Annotated in this window: 15 protein-coding genes; 10 read left to right on the forward strand and 5 right to left on the reverse strand. The window is 45.8% G+C overall.

From position 1 onward, the window contains the following. Positions 1-11 precede the first annotated feature (11 nt). The gene (locus LJ707_RS18855) at positions 12-1,382 is read right to left on the reverse strand and encodes a cytochrome ubiquinol oxidase subunit I (RefSeq protein ID WP_228953995.1); all 1,371 of its coding nucleotides are present in this window, start codon (positions 1,380-1,382) and stop codon (positions 12-14) included. 376 nt (positions 1,383-1,758) lie between these two features. Between LJ707_RS18855 and LJ707_RS18860 the strand changes: the two genes are divergently transcribed. Next, entirely contained in the window at positions 1,759-2,400 is a 642-nt protein-coding gene (locus LJ707_RS18860) for a phosphatase PAP2 family protein (protein ID WP_228953996.1), read from the forward strand. Here the strand turns inward: LJ707_RS18860 and LJ707_RS18865 are convergent. Beyond that, the gene (locus tag LJ707_RS18865) at positions 2,397-5,291 is read right to left on the reverse strand and encodes a DEAD/DEAH box helicase (protein WP_228953997.1); all 2,895 of its coding nucleotides are present in this window, start codon (positions 5,289-5,291) and stop codon (positions 2,397-2,399) included. The two genes, LJ707_RS18860 and LJ707_RS18865, sit on opposite strands and share 4 nt — an antisense overlap. Before the next feature lie 245 nt (positions 5,292-5,536). Here LJ707_RS18865 and aspS point away from each other — a divergent pair, with 245 nt between their 5' ends. Genes aspS through LJ707_RS18895 form a run of 6 tightly spaced genes read left to right on the forward strand, consistent with a single transcriptional unit; the run spans position 5,537 to position 10,810 of the window. Beyond that, on the forward strand, positions 5,537-7,282 hold the full coding sequence (aspS, locus tag LJ707_RS18870; protein WP_228953998.1) for an aspartate--tRNA ligase: 1,746 nt from the start codon (positions 5,537-5,539) through the stop codon (positions 7,280-7,282). A gap of 53 nt (positions 7,283-7,335) precedes the next feature. Next, positions 7,336-7,821, forward strand: a complete 486-nt coding sequence (locus LJ707_RS18875) for an FKBP-type peptidyl-prolyl cis-trans isomerase (RefSeq protein ID WP_228953999.1) — start codon at positions 7,336-7,338, stop codon at positions 7,819-7,821. 41 nt (positions 7,822-7,862) lie between these two features. Continuing rightward, positions 7,863-9,170: an amidohydrolase gene (locus LJ707_RS18880; protein WP_228954001.1), complete on the forward strand. Its 1,308-nt coding sequence runs from the start codon at positions 7,863-7,865 to the stop codon at positions 9,168-9,170. A 15-nt stretch (positions 9,171-9,185) separates the two neighbouring features. Then, entirely contained in the window at positions 9,186-9,842 is a 657-nt protein-coding gene (locus tag LJ707_RS18885) for a hypothetical protein (RefSeq protein ID WP_228954003.1), read from the forward strand. Between the two features lie 17 nt (positions 9,843-9,859). Further along, positions 9,860-10,192: a low molecular weight protein tyrosine phosphatase family protein gene (locus LJ707_RS18890; protein ID WP_228954005.1), complete on the forward strand. Its 333-nt coding sequence runs from the start codon at positions 9,860-9,862 to the stop codon at positions 10,190-10,192. Between the two features lie 48 nt (positions 10,193-10,240). Next, positions 10,241-10,810 carry a thiamine diphosphokinase gene (locus tag LJ707_RS18895; protein ID WP_228954007.1) on the forward strand — a complete coding sequence of 190 codons (570 nt, stop codon included), beginning with the start codon at positions 10,241-10,243 and terminating at the stop codon, positions 10,808-10,810. On the opposite strand, the gene LJ707_RS18900 is transcribed toward LJ707_RS18895, so the two are convergent. Next, the gene (locus tag LJ707_RS18900; protein ID WP_228954010.1) at positions 10,811-10,999 is read right to left on the reverse strand and encodes a hypothetical protein; all 189 of its coding nucleotides are present in this window, start codon (positions 10,997-10,999) and stop codon (positions 10,811-10,813) included. Positions 11,000-11,199: 200 nt separating this feature from the next. Here LJ707_RS18900 and LJ707_RS18905 point away from each other — a divergent pair, with 200 nt between their 5' ends. Then, positions 11,200-12,288 carry a DUF6515 family protein gene (locus LJ707_RS18905; protein ID WP_228954012.1) on the forward strand — a complete coding sequence of 363 codons (1,089 nt, stop codon included), beginning with the start codon at positions 11,200-11,202 and terminating at the stop codon, positions 12,286-12,288. Positions 12,289-12,418: 130 nt separating this feature from the next. Here the strand turns inward: LJ707_RS18905 and LJ707_RS18910 are convergent, their stop codons facing one another. Both LJ707_RS18910 and LJ707_RS18915 read right to left on the reverse strand, forming a co-directional pair. Beyond that, positions 12,419-13,381, reverse strand: coding sequence for a MoxR family ATPase (locus LJ707_RS18910; RefSeq protein ID WP_228954014.1), 963 nt, complete (start codon positions 13,379-13,381; stop codon positions 12,419-12,421). Between the two features lie 4 nt (positions 13,382-13,385). After that, complete coding sequence (locus LJ707_RS18915) at positions 13,386-14,753, reverse strand: peptidylprolyl isomerase (protein ID WP_228954016.1); 1,368 nt, start codon at positions 14,751-14,753, stop codon at positions 13,386-13,388. 167 nt (positions 14,754-14,920) lie between these two features. On the opposite strand from LJ707_RS18915, the gene LJ707_RS18920 reads away from it, so the two are divergent. Both LJ707_RS18920 and LJ707_RS18925 read left to right on the forward strand, forming a co-directional pair. After that, positions 14,921-15,478: a hypothetical protein gene (locus LJ707_RS18920; RefSeq protein WP_228954018.1), complete on the forward strand. Its 558-nt coding sequence runs from the start codon at positions 14,921-14,923 to the stop codon at positions 15,476-15,478. A gap of 3 nt (positions 15,479-15,481) precedes the next feature. Beyond that, on the forward strand, positions 15,482-16,063 hold the full coding sequence (locus tag LJ707_RS18925) for a non-canonical purine NTP diphosphatase (RefSeq protein WP_228954020.1): 582 nt from the start codon (positions 15,482-15,484) through the stop codon (positions 16,061-16,063). The last annotated feature ends 28 nt before the right edge of the window (positions 16,064-16,091 follow it).

The following is a 16,091-nucleotide window of genomic DNA, read 5'->3' on the forward strand; positions in this document are numbered from 1 at the left end:
TTGGTAAAGGGTTAAAGTGAATCGGCCATTTCAATGTGCCGCGGACTATGGTCAATATTATGATTATCATACGGCCCGTGCTTTATTTTTTTATTCAGCAGGTAGATGAACAGGATGAACAATATCACATATACTACCGTAAACAATATCAGCGAGAACAATATCTGCCCGGCGCTTACCGCCTGAGATAGCGCCTTTGAGGTGCGCAGCAAGCCGTATACCACCCAGGGCTGCCGGCCAACCTCGGCGCTGTACCAGCCTACCTGGTTAGCTATTTGCGGCAGCAGTACCGAAAAGGAGAATATATACAGCAGCCACCGTTTTTGAAACAAGGTGCCCCGCCACCACAAAAAAGAAGCATAAAGGGTAAGCGCTATCAAAAACATGCCGATGGCTACCATGAGGTGGTAAGTTTGAAAAACGAAATTCACCGCGCCGGGCCTGTCCCCGGGTTTAAAATTGTTGAGGCCGGTTACCGGGGTTTTAAAATCGCCTTTGGTTAAAAAGCTTAGTCCGCCGGGTATGGCAATGCCTTTGGTTTGATTATTTTTTTGGTCTACATAGCCAAACAGGTACATATCGGCAGCTTTAGTGCCATCGTAATGACCTTCAAGGGCGGCCAGTTTGGCGGGTTGATATTCGGCTACTACCTCGGCAGAGCTGTGGCCTACCACAAGCTGCGCTAACGAAAAAAAGGTAGCCACAGCCAGGGCTATTTTGAATGATATGCGGGCAAAATGCGCATGGCGGTTACGCAGCAGGTAAAATGCGCTGATGCTTAAAACCAAAAAAGCTCCTGCTAAAAATGAACCTATCCAAACGTGGGTAAGCCGTGTTACTGATGATGGGTTGAACACCATCGCCCAAAAATCGGTTATCTCGGCACGTGCATTAAGGCCGGTGCCTACAATATGGTAGCCTGCCGGAGTTTGCTGCCAGGAGTTGGCTACCACTATCCACACGGCGGAGAACATGGAACCCAAGGTTACCATCACCGTCGAAAAAAAATGGACGCCGGGGCGCACCTTGTTCCAGCCAAATAATAATATGCCCAAAAAGCCCGACTCCAGCGCGAAAGCGAAAATACCCTCCGCGGCCAGTGCGCTGCCAAAAACATCGCCTACATATTTGGAGTACACTGCCCAGTTGGTGCCAAATTCAAACTCCATAACAATGCCCGTAGCCACGCCTATACCAAATATGAGTGCGAAAATTCGCACATAAAAGCGGGCCATCTGCTCATATAACTTTCGGCCGGTTTTTATATAAAGGCCTTCCATAATGGTCATGATCAACCCGAGGCCAATACTTAACGGCGGATAGATATAATGGAATGCTATAGTGAACGCGAATTGAATGCGGGCTAAAATTTCAACATTCATAATGTGTTTAGTTTGAGGGTAATGCTGCAAGCAAATGTCGTTACTGAAAACTTTGCTTTAGCGGCCTTACAACCGCAAAATACTATTTAGAAAGTATACGAATTACTATTTCAAAAAAATAACAATAGGTTTTGTAACAAAAAAATTGTATAATATTAGGCTCTCCATAAAACAAATGCCAACATGCGCCGTTATTATTACAGTTGATAAAACGGGGCCATCATGGTGTTTTGCATCTTGATCAGCTCGCTTTTATCAACTATAAATTTGTTTACTCAGTATTCGTTTAATATTGAGGTCAGTTAATAGTTAATTAGAAAATGTCAGATACGCGAGGTATCTGACATTTTTTTTGCACTTTGACCAAACTTACACTATGCAGCAGCGCCGTCAACGCATACTTACATTTACACTTATTGGCCTGGTTACAGGCTTTATCCTGCTCTCCGTTTTCGTAGCTTATTTTCCTGATAATAATATCGATCTTGAATTCTCTGAAGAAGTGCAGGAAAACCGGATGCCCATGCTCGACGTATTGATGAAGCTGGTAAGCTACCCGGGCTATGCCTGGATATCGGTTACTATGGCAGCCATAATAGCGGTTACGTTTTTAGCCTTCAGGTACAAAAAGGAAGCACTGTTTACTATGCTTACCTTACTCTCAGCATTAGTAAGTACCATTATTAAAGCAGCGGTTAACCGGGCGCGGCCATCGGCAGATATTGTACAGGTTATTGAAAAAACTGTTCAGCAAAGTTTCCCGAGCGGGCATACGCAGTTTTATGTGGTGTTTTTTGGCTTTATGATAGTGGTAATGTTTACCAGGCGCTCGTTGCCGCAGGCGTTACGCATTGCAACAATCGCAATATCACTGGTACTTATATTCACCATTCCGTTCTCGCGCATTTATTTGGGCGCGCATTGGTTTACTGATGTTTTGGGCGGATTTATTGCTGGCCTGATATGCCTTTGGGTGCTGGCCTGGTTTTACCTCCGCAAGCGCGGTGATGCCGTTTAGCCCAGTATTTCCTTAATATCATCAGCCGAAAGGGATTTGATAAAGCTTTCCTCAGTAGTGATGAGCGAGCGAGCAACGCTCAGCTTGCGGTTTTGCAAGGCCAGTATCTTCTCTTCAACGGTATCCTTGGTGATGAATTTATAGATGAATACATTTTTGGTTTGGCCGATGCGGTGCGTACGGTCAATAGCCTGCTGTTCAACAGCCGGGTTCCACCATGGGTCAAGGATGAACACATAGTCGGCCTGGGTGAGGTTGAGGCCTACGCCACCTGCTTTTATAGAGATCAGAAATACGCGTGTTTTTTCATCCTCCTGAAAGCGTTTAACCACGTCGCCGCGGTTTTGGGTGCTGCCATCGAGATATACATGCGGTACTCCCTGCTTTTCCAGGTGCTCGCGGTATAGTGCTAACTGTTTAACAAATTGTGAGAAGATGAGCACCTTGTGCCCGCCATCCAACACGTTTGCCAGCGTATGTACCACGTTCTCAAACTTACCCGAATCGCCTTCATAGTCCTGGTCGATCATGATCGGGTGATTGGCGATCTGTCGTAATTTGATCAGCCCCTGCAGTACCTGAATCTGCTGCTTGGCATAAGTACCATCCTCAATGCTTTTGAGTAGTTCATTACGGTATTCTGATTTTATTTTTTCGTACACCTCGGCCTGCTCTTCACTCATCTGGCAATAAAACAGGTTTTCGGTTTTAGGCGGCAGCTCGGTGGCTACCTGCTCCTTGGTGCGGCGCATAACAAAGGGCTTTATCAGCGCCTGCAACCGGCGGGCTTTCTCCTCATCCTTCTTCTTCTCTATCGGCGTAACAAACTCATTCTGAAAAAACTGTTGTGTGCCTAACAAACCGGGGTTGATGAATGACATTTGCGTCCACAAATCATTAACCGAATTTTCAACCGGTGTGCCGCTCAATATCAGCCTGAAACGAGATTTTAGCTGCTTAACCGCCTGGTACGATTTTGATGACGGGTTTTTGATGTTCTGGCTTTCATCCAATATAATGTAATCAAAAAAGTAGCTCTTGAACAGCTCAATATCTATACGACTAATACCATAAGTGGTTACGATCACATCGTAATTTTTGAACACCTCCGGCGATTTATAGCGTAAAGTGCCCGTATGTACCATCAGCCTTAACCGTGGTGCGAATTTACGCGCCTCGTTAAGCCAGTTATAAACCAGCGAGGTAGGCATAATCAACAGCGATGTGCTGTGCCCGCCTTCGGCTTCGGTATCTTCTTTATGCTTTTGCAGCAATGCCAGCGTTTGTATGGTTTTACCCAGGCCCATATCATCAGCCAGGCAGCCGCCAAAATGAAAATCCTTTAAAAAATGGAACCAGTTGTACCCCGCCTTTTGGTACGGGCGCAATACACCGGCAAAATCAGCGGGCATAGGCACATCTTCCAATGCCTCAAAATCATTTAATCGTTGCAGCTTCCGCGTCATGGCCAGTCCGGCCATTTCACCGTCGGCAAGCTCACTTACCAGGCCGAGGTGATGGCGGCGCAGTTTCAGGTCCTCGCCGCCCTCGCTAAAGTGCAGCAAGTTGCCATATTGCGAAAACCATTTTTCAGGTATTACCGCAATTTCGCCCGATGGTAATACAAACTCGCGCTTATGATTAAGTATGTGGTTTTTTAGTTCGATAAACGGTATGCGGTACGAGCCAAAATATACCACGGCATTAATATCAAACCAATCGTTGTTCTCCTTTATTTCAAGGTCTATTTTGGTATTGCCGAAGATGTAGCGTTTTTGTCCCTCCGGTTGCTCTATTTCAAAGCCTTCGGCAGTAAGCTCATCATGATATTGGTTGAGCCACTCAAATACGGAAAAAGATTGATCGGCATCATCATCTCCATGTGCCACCTCCAGGTTTTGAAATAATGACGAAGCTGTTTTTAACCCCCGGGCTTCAAGCAGCGCCATTTTATTACGCTCCCAGGTGGTTGAGCGCTTTATACGATGAAAAATATAATCATCGCCATTCTTCTCGATACGAACCGATACGTGCCTGCCATCTCCGTAAGGAAAAACATAACCCGCATATTTAAAATATAATTGCAGTTGCGATGTGCCTGCCTCTACATAAATAGGTTTAAGCACGGGGCGGGCATCATACTTTTCGGTATTAATGGTGAAGCCTTCGGCATATACATTTTGTTTTTCAATAAGCGGGGCCACAAAACGCTCAAAGTATGATTGCTCCGAAGCGCGCGGAATAGCGATGTAGCGCTTATTTAAAAAAGGCTGCAGTTTTTTGCCTTCAATATCCTTATCAAAGTAATACAGGGTATCGTCCAGCAGCATCCAGGCCGGGTGGTTGCAAATTATCTCGGCATTTTTGAACATGAACTCGATGCGCATACCCTGAAATTTGATGGTCGGGAAATAGCGTATCTCGGTATCATCCCGCCTGAAATGGAACAGTACCGATGCCGGTTCGCCCGCTATATGCAGTTCCTTTTCAGCCGGGTAACCCTCCTTGCTCATCAGGAAAATATTTTTGCTGCGCAGCAGGTTAAGCGCTTCGGCCATCCGTTTTTCAATTTTAGGGCGAATGGTATCAAAAAACTGCTCGTTAAATATCTTGGCAAAAAACTCGAAGGGGCGAATCGGCTTTTTATAGTAACGTTTTATAATGTTACCCTGCTCCATTTCCTCCAAAAGCTTTATCAGCTTCAGGTCGGTTTCATCAATACACTGATTGAACTCCTGCGCGGTATTGCTGAAAAGGCGTTGGTGGGTAAGCGAGAACTCGCCGTTGGGGTTAAGCTGAACAATGTGCGGCTCAATAACATAGCCCAAATACTCATGCCTGGCAATGGCATAAATAATTTTGCAGGGCTTGGTGCTGTCTACGCGTAACATTGATCTTTCAGGGTAAAAATTAATGTAAGCTACAACAACAAAAAATTCAAACGTAGTCAGAATTTCGCTGATTTGGAAGTTTTAAGGATATTTTTTTACCGATAACCTGTTTTTAATGATATGGATTATACGTTATGCCCGGTAAGGTGCCCTAACGCGCAGGCGCTATATTGTTTGGATACTGAAAAACCTTTTGGCTTTCGGGGCAAAAATGTACTTTTGCTCACTTTAAACAAATACGTACAATGCTTAGGACACACACTTGCGGCGAATTAAATATCAATCACTTGGGTCAATCAGTAACCCTGTGCGGCTGGGTGCAAAAATCACGCGATCTGGGCGGCACAACCTTTATTGATGTGCGCGATCGTTTTGGTTTAACCCAGTTGGTGCTCAATGTTGATACCGATGCCGATTTGCGTGAAAAAGCGCGTAGCCTGGGTCGCGAGTTTGTGATAAAGGTAAGCGGTAAGGTGCTTGAGCGTACCAGCAAAAACCCTAAAATACCTACCGGTGATATTGAAATTGGCGTTGAGGAACTGGAGATATTGAATGCCGCCAAGATACCTCCGTTTTTAATTGAGGATGAAACCGATGGCGGAGAGGAGCTGCGTGCCAAATACCGCTACCTCGATTTGCGCCGTAACCCTATACGCCAAAACCTGATGCTGCGCCACCGTATGGGGCAGGAGGTACGTAAATACCTGGATGCAAAAGGTTTTATGGAGGTTGAAACACCGGTGCTGATTAAATCGACCCCGGAAGGCGCACGTGATTTTGTGGTACCAAGCCGCATGAACCCGGGCGAGTTTTACGCCCTGCCGCAATCACCGCAAACCTTTAAGCAATTGCTGATGGTGAGCGGTTTCGATCGTTATTTCCAGATCGTAAAATGTTTTCGTGATGAGGACTTGCGTGCCGACCGTCAGCCGGAATTTACACAGATAGACTGCGAACTTTCTTTTGTGGAGCAGGAAGATATATTGAACATTTTTGAAGGCCTTACACGCCATCTGTTCAGCGTGGTAAAGGATATCAACTTAGATACTTTCCCGCGTATGCAGTATGCAGATGCTATGCGCCTGTACGGATCAGATAAACCCGACCTGCGTTTCGGGATGCAATTTGTTGAATTGAATGACGTAGTTAAGGGTAAAAACTTCGCCATTTTTGATAACGCCGAGCTGGTGGTTGGCATTAATGCCAAAGGCTGCGCAGGCTATACCCGTAAACAGGTTGATGAACTGACAGATTGGTTAAAACGCCCGCAAATTGGCGCTACCGGCCTGGTGTACTGCCGTTACAATACTGATGGTACCTTAAAATCATCAGTTGATAAGTTTTACAATGAAGATGAGCTGACTAACTGGGCAGCCGCTTTTGAGGCCGAAGCAGGCGATTTAATGCTGGTGCTTGCAGGCCCTGCCGATAAGGTACGTAAACAATTGAACGAGCTCCGTTTAGAGATAGGCGGCCGTTTAGGTTTACGCGATAAGGACAAATTTGCGCCGCTGTGGGTGGTTGATTTCCCGCTGCTGGAGTGGGATGAGGAAAATGGCCGCTACCACGCCATGCACCACCCGTTCACCTCGCCAAAACCGGAAGATATAGCCCTGCTGGATACCGAACCGGGCAACGTACGCGCCAACGCGTATGACCTTGTGATAAACGGTACCGAGATAGGCGGCGGCTCCATCCGTATCCACGAAAAAACATTACAATCGCTGATGTTCAAGCACCTGGGCTTTTCGGCCGAGGAAGCGCAAAAGCAATTCGGCTTTTTGCTGGATGCATTTGAATATGGCGCCCCTCCGCATGGTGGTATCGCCTTCGGGTTTGACAGGTTGTGTTCTATATTCGCCGGTTTGGATTCTATCCGCGATGTGATCGCCTTTCCTAAAAACAACTCGGGCCGTGATGTGATGATCGATTCACCATCAACCATCGCTCTTGAGCAAATGAAGGAACTAAGTATAGCCACCACAATTTAATATGGCCCTGTAGCGTTTTGCCGCAAAACTGCGTTAGTTGTAAAAAAAGATATATGAACAGATTGAAATACGTATTTGGCGCTTTAGCGATAGTGATGATGGCTTTTACAGCTTGTAAAAAGGATGGAGATAAAGACACTTCAAAACAAGCCGAGAAAGATGATCAGGCTATTCAGGCTTACATTAAAACCTATAACGATACAACCACCAGCGCAAAAATTAACGCTACAAAGGACGAAAACGGCATTTATTATGAAATACTAAAAGCAGGAACCGGTGCTTACCCTAATGTTAACTCAACCATTAGCATTAATTATACCGGTAAATTGCTGAATGGCACACAATTCGATAAAGGAAATACCACCTACCCGCTTATTGGTTTTATAAAAGGCTGGCAGTTGGGTATACCCCGCATAAATTCAGGCGGCCGTATTTTGCTGCTCATTCCATCAGGATTGGCTTATGGCAGTAGCGGTAAGGGAACAATTCCGTCAAATGCTCCGTTAATTTTTATTGTTGATCTACTCAACTTCAAGTAGTATACAGCATAAATATTATCTTTAAGGCAAAACATTCATGCATGAAAAAGTTTTGCCTTATTGCTTTCTCCCTGTTTTCATTAGCCGCATCGGCTCAAAACACCAAACTTAAAGCAACAGCCGCCGCAAAGGCCGATGCCTTGCAGGCCAAACTTGTTGCCTGGCGGCGTGATTTTCATCAAAATCCTGAACTGGGAAATCGTGAGGTACGCACATCAGGCATAATTGCCAAACACTTGCAAAGCCTCGGCATTGAGGTTAAAACAGGTATTGCCACAACAGGCGTGGTAGGCATACTAAAAGGCGGCAAACCCGGCCCTGTGGTAGCCCTGCGTGCCGATATGGATGGCCTGCCGGTTACCGAGCGTGTTAATCTTCCCTTCGCATCCAAAATAAAAACTACCTATAACGGGCAGGATGTAGGTACCATGCATGCTTGCGGGCACGATTCGCATATGGCGATATTGATGACGGTGGCCGAGGTGCTTTCGGGCATGAAAAAGGATCTGGCCGGAACGGTTAAATTCATCTTTCAACCCGCCGAAGAGGGCGCGCCTTATGGCGAAAAAGGCGGTGCTGAAGAAATGGTGAAGCAGGGCGTACTTACCAACCCAAAGGTAGATGCTATATTCGGGCTGCACATTAACTCCAGTTTAGAGGTGGGTACGATAACCTGTCGCCCCGGCGGTACCATGGCCGGTGTTAATGATATGATGATCACCGTAAAAGGCAAATCATCGCACGGGGCTTATCCCTGGCAAAGTGTGGACCCGGTGGTAGTTTCGGCACAGATCATCAGCGGGCTGCAAACCATTGTGAGCCGTAATGTAAACGTAACGCAAAACCCGGCGGTAGTAACCATTGGTGCAATTAAGGGCGGTACCAGGTTCAACATAATCCCCGAAGCGGTGGAGATGCAGGGCACCCTGCGCTTTTTTACCGATGCGGATGAAAAGCTGATCACCACCCGCGTAAAGCAGATCGCCGAAAAAACTGCCGAAGCCTACAACGCCACCGCCGATGTAAAGATACCCTACAGCAACCACTACCCCGTAACGTATAACGACCCGGCGCTTACCGCCAAAATGCTGCCTACCCTACAAGCCACCGCGGGTAAGGATAAGGTATTGCAGGTGCCACCCGTTACCGGTGCCGAAGATTTTAGCTTTTACCAGGAAAAGGTACCCGGCATCTTCTTCTTTTTAGGGGGAATGCCCAAAGGCGGCAATTCGCTTACCGCGCCACCCCACCATACCCCCGATTTTTTTATTGACGAAAGCGGTTTTACCCTCGGCGTAAAGGCCTTGTGTAATTTAACCCTGGATTATATGGCAGCGAAAAGCAAGTAAAAGATTGAATACCGCATGAAAGAATTTGTAACCTTTAAAAAATTTAATGATCCGGCACTGGCCGAAGATCTGGTGGTTTTGCTAAAAAGCAACGGTATATCCTATCAGGTTGAAGAAGATGCCTTGTCATTTAAACCATATTTTAATAATAATGATGAACTTGACAGGGAGTATTTGATTAAAATAAGTCCGGCTGATTTTGACCAGGCTAACAAAGTTTTGAATGAAGCTGAAGCAGACAACATTGCTCAGGTAAATAGCGATCATTACTTGTTTGCCTTTACGGACGCGGAATTGATGGACGTGGTTATCAAAACCGACGAGTGGAGTAACTTTGATCAGTTACTGGCAAGAAGGATTTTGATTGAGCGGGATGTAAACATTACTGACCAGCAAGTATCAGAAGCGAAGCAAGTTCATATCCAGGCGCTTAAAAAGCCTGAGCACAATACCACTCTCTTTATTATAGCCGGATATGTTATGGTATTGGTTTTTAGCTTTATAGGTATTTTTATTGGCTGGGTACTTCGTTATTCAAAAAAAACATTGCCTAATGGTGAGCGGGTGTATATGTACAAGGATGCTGACAGAAAACAAGGGAGTATAATATTCACGCTATCTATTATCAGTGCAATAGTGCTTGCGGCTTTAAGAATCTATAAGGCAGCTTAAGTCAGTTTTAATAGTTTTTGGTAAAGAGAAGTAAGTTGGCCAACCTGTTATTTATCTGTAGTAAAAACCAGTGGCGCAGCCCCACGGCAGAGCATTTGTTCAAAAACCACCATCTGCATTCGGCACGGTCTGCAGGTACAAGCGATAAGGCGCGTATCCGGATCAATCAAAAAATGATAGATTGGGCTGATACGATATTTGTGATGGAGCGAAAGCACCGGTCATTGCTCACGCAGCGTTTTAATATGGCTGACAAACAAATAGTAGTACTTGATATACCTGATGATTATCAGTTTGGCGACCCGGAGCTGATCGATATGCTTCATACTTCGCTTTCTGCTTATCTTTAAAACCCGTAAACAGCTTTTATTTACAGTAGTTATATAAAAAAAGCAAACATGTCGTCACACCATGTAGTACGCGAAAAACAGGAACCGGCCCTGCTGGTGCTGGGATTGAACAATTTTTCGGATGAGTTGCTGGGCCAGTTGCTGGAGTGGAGCCCCACCGTTATTGCCACGTCAGATACTGCCGAGCAGCTCAATGCCTTTGGTATAAAAATAGATTGGCTGATAACGGATGACGCGAATGTTGACCTGCAATCAGACGTTAAACTCATGCCTGCCGGGACAGATGATATGGCTGTAGCGGCCCTTAAATTTTTAGTTACGCATGGCTATCCGGCGGTAAACATTGTAGCGGATGAAATACAGCTAAAGGATTTTATATTTTTTGCTGATAAGATCAACCTTGTGCTGCTGAGCGGCGGGCAGCGCATTTATGCCGTACAAAGCGGCTTTAGTAAATGGAAACCCGCCGGGCAGGTTATCAGGTTGCTATCGCACCCTAACGAGTTGCATACCGGCGGGCTCGAGGCAATAGGTAATGGTGGCTTTAAAACTACACACGATGGCTTTATGAGCCTGCAGTTTGATTTGCCGCAACTGTTTATTGCCGAAGAAATGTAATTACAGGCCGTACGAGTCTATTGGGTCTTCTTCTTTTTCCTTGCTGGCAGGTTTTACCCGCGCAGCTTCGTCCTCTTCCATGGCTTCAATAGCATGTTTTTGCGCATCGCTGTTAAATCTGGTCGCGCTTTCATCATCCTTATTTAAATGCCCATCCCGGTCATTCAAATCATTACTGTTAGCATTCATAATTTAAAATGGTTTATAATCATACTGTAAACATCAGCTTGCCTTATAAGGTTTTACTTGTCAGTATGTTATAATTGTATGGCTGCCGGGTTAGTGTTATAGGTTGTTAAATAATTTAAGCTGCATTAAACCGTTTAATTATTTATTAGTCTGTATTATACAATAACAGCGAAGCTGTTAGTCAACAATATCTTTAAAAGATGAAAAGGTCATATAGAAATTTGCTTTATGTTGCTTTGAGCGGGCTGCTTTGCTCGTTCACAGTATTTAGTGCCGATGCACAGCGCGGTTCTCGCGGTGGCGGTGGTGGCGGAGGATCAAGAGGTGGTGGCAGCGTAGGCGTTTCCCGCCCTTCATTTGGCGGTGGTATGTCTCGCCCCTCAATGAGTTCCGGTGGCTCACGCCCGTCATTTGGCGGCGGCGGTTCAAGGCCGTCATTCGGCAGTTCAAACCAGGGGCCGCGGATGTCGTCACCAGGTACACGTCCAAGCGTATCAGGCGGCTTCAGCAGGCCTGATAATCGTGGTGTAATATCATCAAACGGACGTTATAACAATCAAAACGGAAGGTTTAATAATTACGGTAACCGGGTTGGCAGTCGCCCGCCATATAACGGACGAGGCTATTATAGCAACCGTTATTATGGTAACCGCTACTATGGCAACCGTTACTACGGCGGTCGTGGTTATTATGGCCGCGGATACTATGGTGGCCGTGGTTTTTATTATCCTTACCGCGGGTTTTATTCATCATACTACATGCCTCATATCGGCTTTAGCATAGGTGTGTTGCCTTTTGGTTACTATCCGTTTTACTGGAACAATGCGCAATACTATTATAGCGATGGCTTATACTACCAACAAAGCACTGATGATCAGTATACCGTAGTAGAGCCGCCGGTAGGTGCCGAAATAAAGGAGGTTCCTGAAAAAGCACAATCCATCGTTATAAACGGCAATCAGTATTATGAGCTGAATGGCGTTTACTACCAGCCGGTAACTAAGGATGATGGTACCACCACATACCAGATAGCAGGTAAGGATGGTGAGTTGAACACCGATGAAGGCTATAGCGAACAACTGCCGTTAGTAGGCGATATTGTGGTTGAACTACCTGCCGATACACGTAAAGTAACGCTTAACGGCGAAAAGCTTTATATTGACCAGATGGGTGTTTATTATAAAGAAGACCGTGATGCCAATGATAAAAAAGTGTACAAGGTAGTTGGCGTACCGGAATCAAACAATGATCAGTCGGCAGATGATAATGACGACAATAACGATCAATAACCGTATTTAAATAGTGATTATATAGTGAAGCGGATGGGTACCGGGTGGTATTCATCCGCTTTTTTATGTGTTAAACAAAAGGCGACATCTTATCAGGATATCGCCTTTTGCATGTTATCAGTTTTAAAGCTTAAAAAAGCTGCTGAATAATATCGTCATTAGTAAGGCCTTCGGCTTCGGCATGGTAGCTGCGCACTATGCGGTGGCTAAGGATGGGTTTGGCAATGGCCTGTACATCCTCAATATCCGGCGAGTATTTACCGTTAATAACCGCATGGCATTTAGCGCCCAGTACCAAAAACTGCGATGCACGCGGCCCTGCGCCCCAGTTAAGCAAACGTTTTATTTGCGGGGTGGTAAACTCGCCGTTAGGGCGTGTTTTGGCTACCAGCTTTACGGCATATTCCAGCACGTTATCAGCCACCGGAATGTTACGCACCAATTGCTGAAAGTATACTATCTGCTGCGCATTAAGTACATGGTTAACCTCGCTTTTAGTTGTGCCGGTGGTGTTTTTAACCACCTGCAATTCCTCGGCAAAGGTTGGGTAGTTTAGGGTAACATTAAACATAAACCTGTCAAGTTGCGCTTCGGGCAGCGGGTAAGTGCCCTCCTGTTCAATCGGGTTTTGCGTGGCCAATACAAAAAATGGTTGTGCCAGTTTATGGGTAATGCCTGCGGCGGTAACCGCTTTTTCCTGCATGGCCTCAAGCAATGCCGCCTGTGTTTTAGGTGGCGTACGGTTTATCTCATCGGCCAAAATAATGTTCGAGAACACCGGCCCGTGAATGAATTTGAAATTACGGTCTTCGCCCAATATCTCCGCCCCTATAATGTCCGAGGGCATTAGGTCGGGCGTGAACTGTATGCGTTTAAAATCGAGCTGCAAGGCTTGCGCTACGGTTTGTACCAGTAATGTTTTGGCAAGGCCGGGTACTCCAACCAACAGGCAATGCCCGTTGCTGAAAATAGATACCAGCACATATTTGATCACCTCGTCATGCCCAATAATAACCTTGCCAATCTCGGCACGCAGTTTTTTGTAGGCCTGGCTTAGCGCGTCGGCTGCCTCAACGTCTGATCCGTATTGCATATAGTTAGTTAGCTTGCGCGGTTGTAGTGCTTGCCCAGCCTTTTAACTGAGGGCAGGCGGCATTTTGCTCATCAATGCGGATGTATGTTTCCTTGCGTTTACGCTCAAACCACTCGCTTATCATGCGGCTCATTTTTGCATTGTAGGCCTGCTCCTTCAATTTAGGAAAATCCTTTTCAATGCTGGCCTTATGCGCATCTGTTACTGATTTTAGGTAAAGTATCTTGTAATCCTTTTTGCCATCCTTTTCGGTCAGTAGCTGAGGTTTTGAAAATTCGCCTACTTTCATGGTGTCAATTACAAGGGCAACCTGCGGGTCAAGCTTATCAGTAGGGATAAGCGTACTGCGTGATTGTACGTCCTCCAGGTTCAGCATCATACCACCGTTATATTTGGTTTCTTTATTGTCTGAATAGTAAGCCGCTGCGCTCGAAAAGTCAATAGCTTTGTTCTTTTTCATCACGGTATAAATACTATCGGCCATATGATTTGCCCTGCTAAGGCTGGCTTCAGTAGGCACTGGTACAATTAAAATGTGGCGCACATGTACCTGTTCGCCCCGGCGCTCTATCACCTGTAAAAAGTGAAAACCGAAGTCAGTTTCAAATACCGGCGATATTTCACCTGCTTTCAGCTTAAAGGCATAGGCGGCAAATTCCTTTACGTAAGTGTTACGGTCTGCAAAACCCAGGTCACCGCCTTCAGCAGCCGAACCATCCTGTGAGTATAAACGGGCAAGCGAAGCAAAATCCTCACCTTTTTTTACACGGGCACGCAGGTCTTCGGCCTTTTGTTTGTAAACGGCTTTTTCTTCTTTAGTAAGTTTTGGTTGAAAAACAATCTCGCCAACCTCAACCTCTTTGTTAATGGTAGGCAGGCTGTCCTTTGGTATCTTCTCAAAAAACTCCTTCACTTCCTGTGGGGTAACATTCAGTTTTTCGATGATCTTTTCGCGCATGCGCTGGGCAACCAGTTGCTCATGCAGGTCATCGCGTATCTCATCCTTATATTGAATTACCGAGCGGCCCAAAAAGCCTTCCAGCCGCTCCTGGCCACCTGCACGCTGTATCATGCCGCGCATACGGCGGTCAACCTCGTTGTCAACCTCCTCGTCCTTTACCTGCACGCTGTCAATAACAGCTTGCTGGCCAAGTAGTTTCTGGCTTATCAGGGTTTGCATTATCTGGCATTTAATGTCAGGGTTAGGTGTGCCGCCCTCGGCCTGGTAACGTGCGTATTGCAGTTCAATGTCTGATTGTAGTATGGGGCTGTTGCCTACTACGGCCGCAACCTTATCAAGCGTTTGTTTTTGCGCGAACGCGGTACCTGCCATCAGCATTAACCCTAACGCCGCCTTCGCGATCTTTTTCATGTATGTTAATTTGCTCATTCTGTATCGGATAGCTATCCTTTAAAAAAACACGAATTTCGGTAAAAAATTGTTAATTACCGCGTTTAAATAAATATGCACTTTATTATTGTGCTAATATGCCCATAAAGCTTCAAAGCGTTTAGTTACTTTTGTTAAAATTTGTTAAAGTGAGAGTAGAAGATCCGGCCGCTTACAGGTATTTGTTTGATGACGATGTGTTTTTGCTAAGTACCGAAAAACATTTGTTTAACGGGACAATACAAGCAGTTGAGCCGGCGGGGGCCGCATCACAACAACCAGAACCGCAGCCCGAAGCTGAAACTCCGGCAGAGCCGGTTGCACCAAAGCCTGTTGAATACCTCGGCCAAAATAAAAAAGGCTTTATTGTTTTAACTCATTACACCGATACCCAATTTATCGCTACTGACCACCAGGCCGCCCTCGAGGCAACTTTAAAACGTAAGGATCATACCATAGATGATATTGCCATCGTTAACCTTGGTAAATATCCTGACCTAACCATAACCCAACTCGCGCAGCAGTTTAAACCCCGGCGTATATTGGTACTTGGCAGGGCAGCAGCACCCGGCGAGCTGGCAAATATGGCGTTTAACCAGGCAGGCGCATTTAACAACCTGCCGGTGCTGATCACCTACGCATTTGGTGAGATGATGAGCAGCAACGATATCAAAAAAGCCTTTTGGGAGCAGGTAAAAAACTTTTAAAACATGCACAAACTTGTACTTGCCACTAATAACCGCCACAAGCTGGAAGAGGTTGCACAAATGATTGGCGATAAAATAGAGCTGCTAACCCTTGCCGATATTGGCTTTACCGGTGATATTGACGAAACAGGAACCACTTTTGCTGAGAATGCCGGTATAAAAAGCAGGTATATATTTGAAAAGTATAACGTTAATTGCTTTGCTGATGACAGCGGCCTTGAAATAGATGCCCTGAATGGCGAACCGGGTGTATATTCGGCACGGTACGCGGGCACGCATGGCGATCATGAGGCTAATATGGATAAGGTGCTGAAAAGCCTGGAAGGCGTTACTGGCCGTAAGGCCCGTTTTCGTACGGTAATATCATTGATATGGAACGGGCAGGAGCACTTGTTTGAGGGAACGGTTGAAGGTACTATACGCCCCGGGCGTGCAGGCAATGGCGGTTTCGGGTACGACCCGATATTTGAACCCGATGGGTACACCATCACTTTTGCCCAGATGAGTATGGATGAAAAGAATGCTATAAGCCACCGGGCAAGGGCGCTTAACGGGCTGATCCATTTTTTAGAAAGTGTTGATTAGGCAAAGGCAGAGGATAAATTTATATATG

This window comes from Mucilaginibacter sp. UR6-1, assembly GCF_020880975.1.
Classification (GTDB): domain Bacteria; phylum Bacteroidota; class Bacteroidia; order Sphingobacteriales; family Sphingobacteriaceae; genus Mucilaginibacter.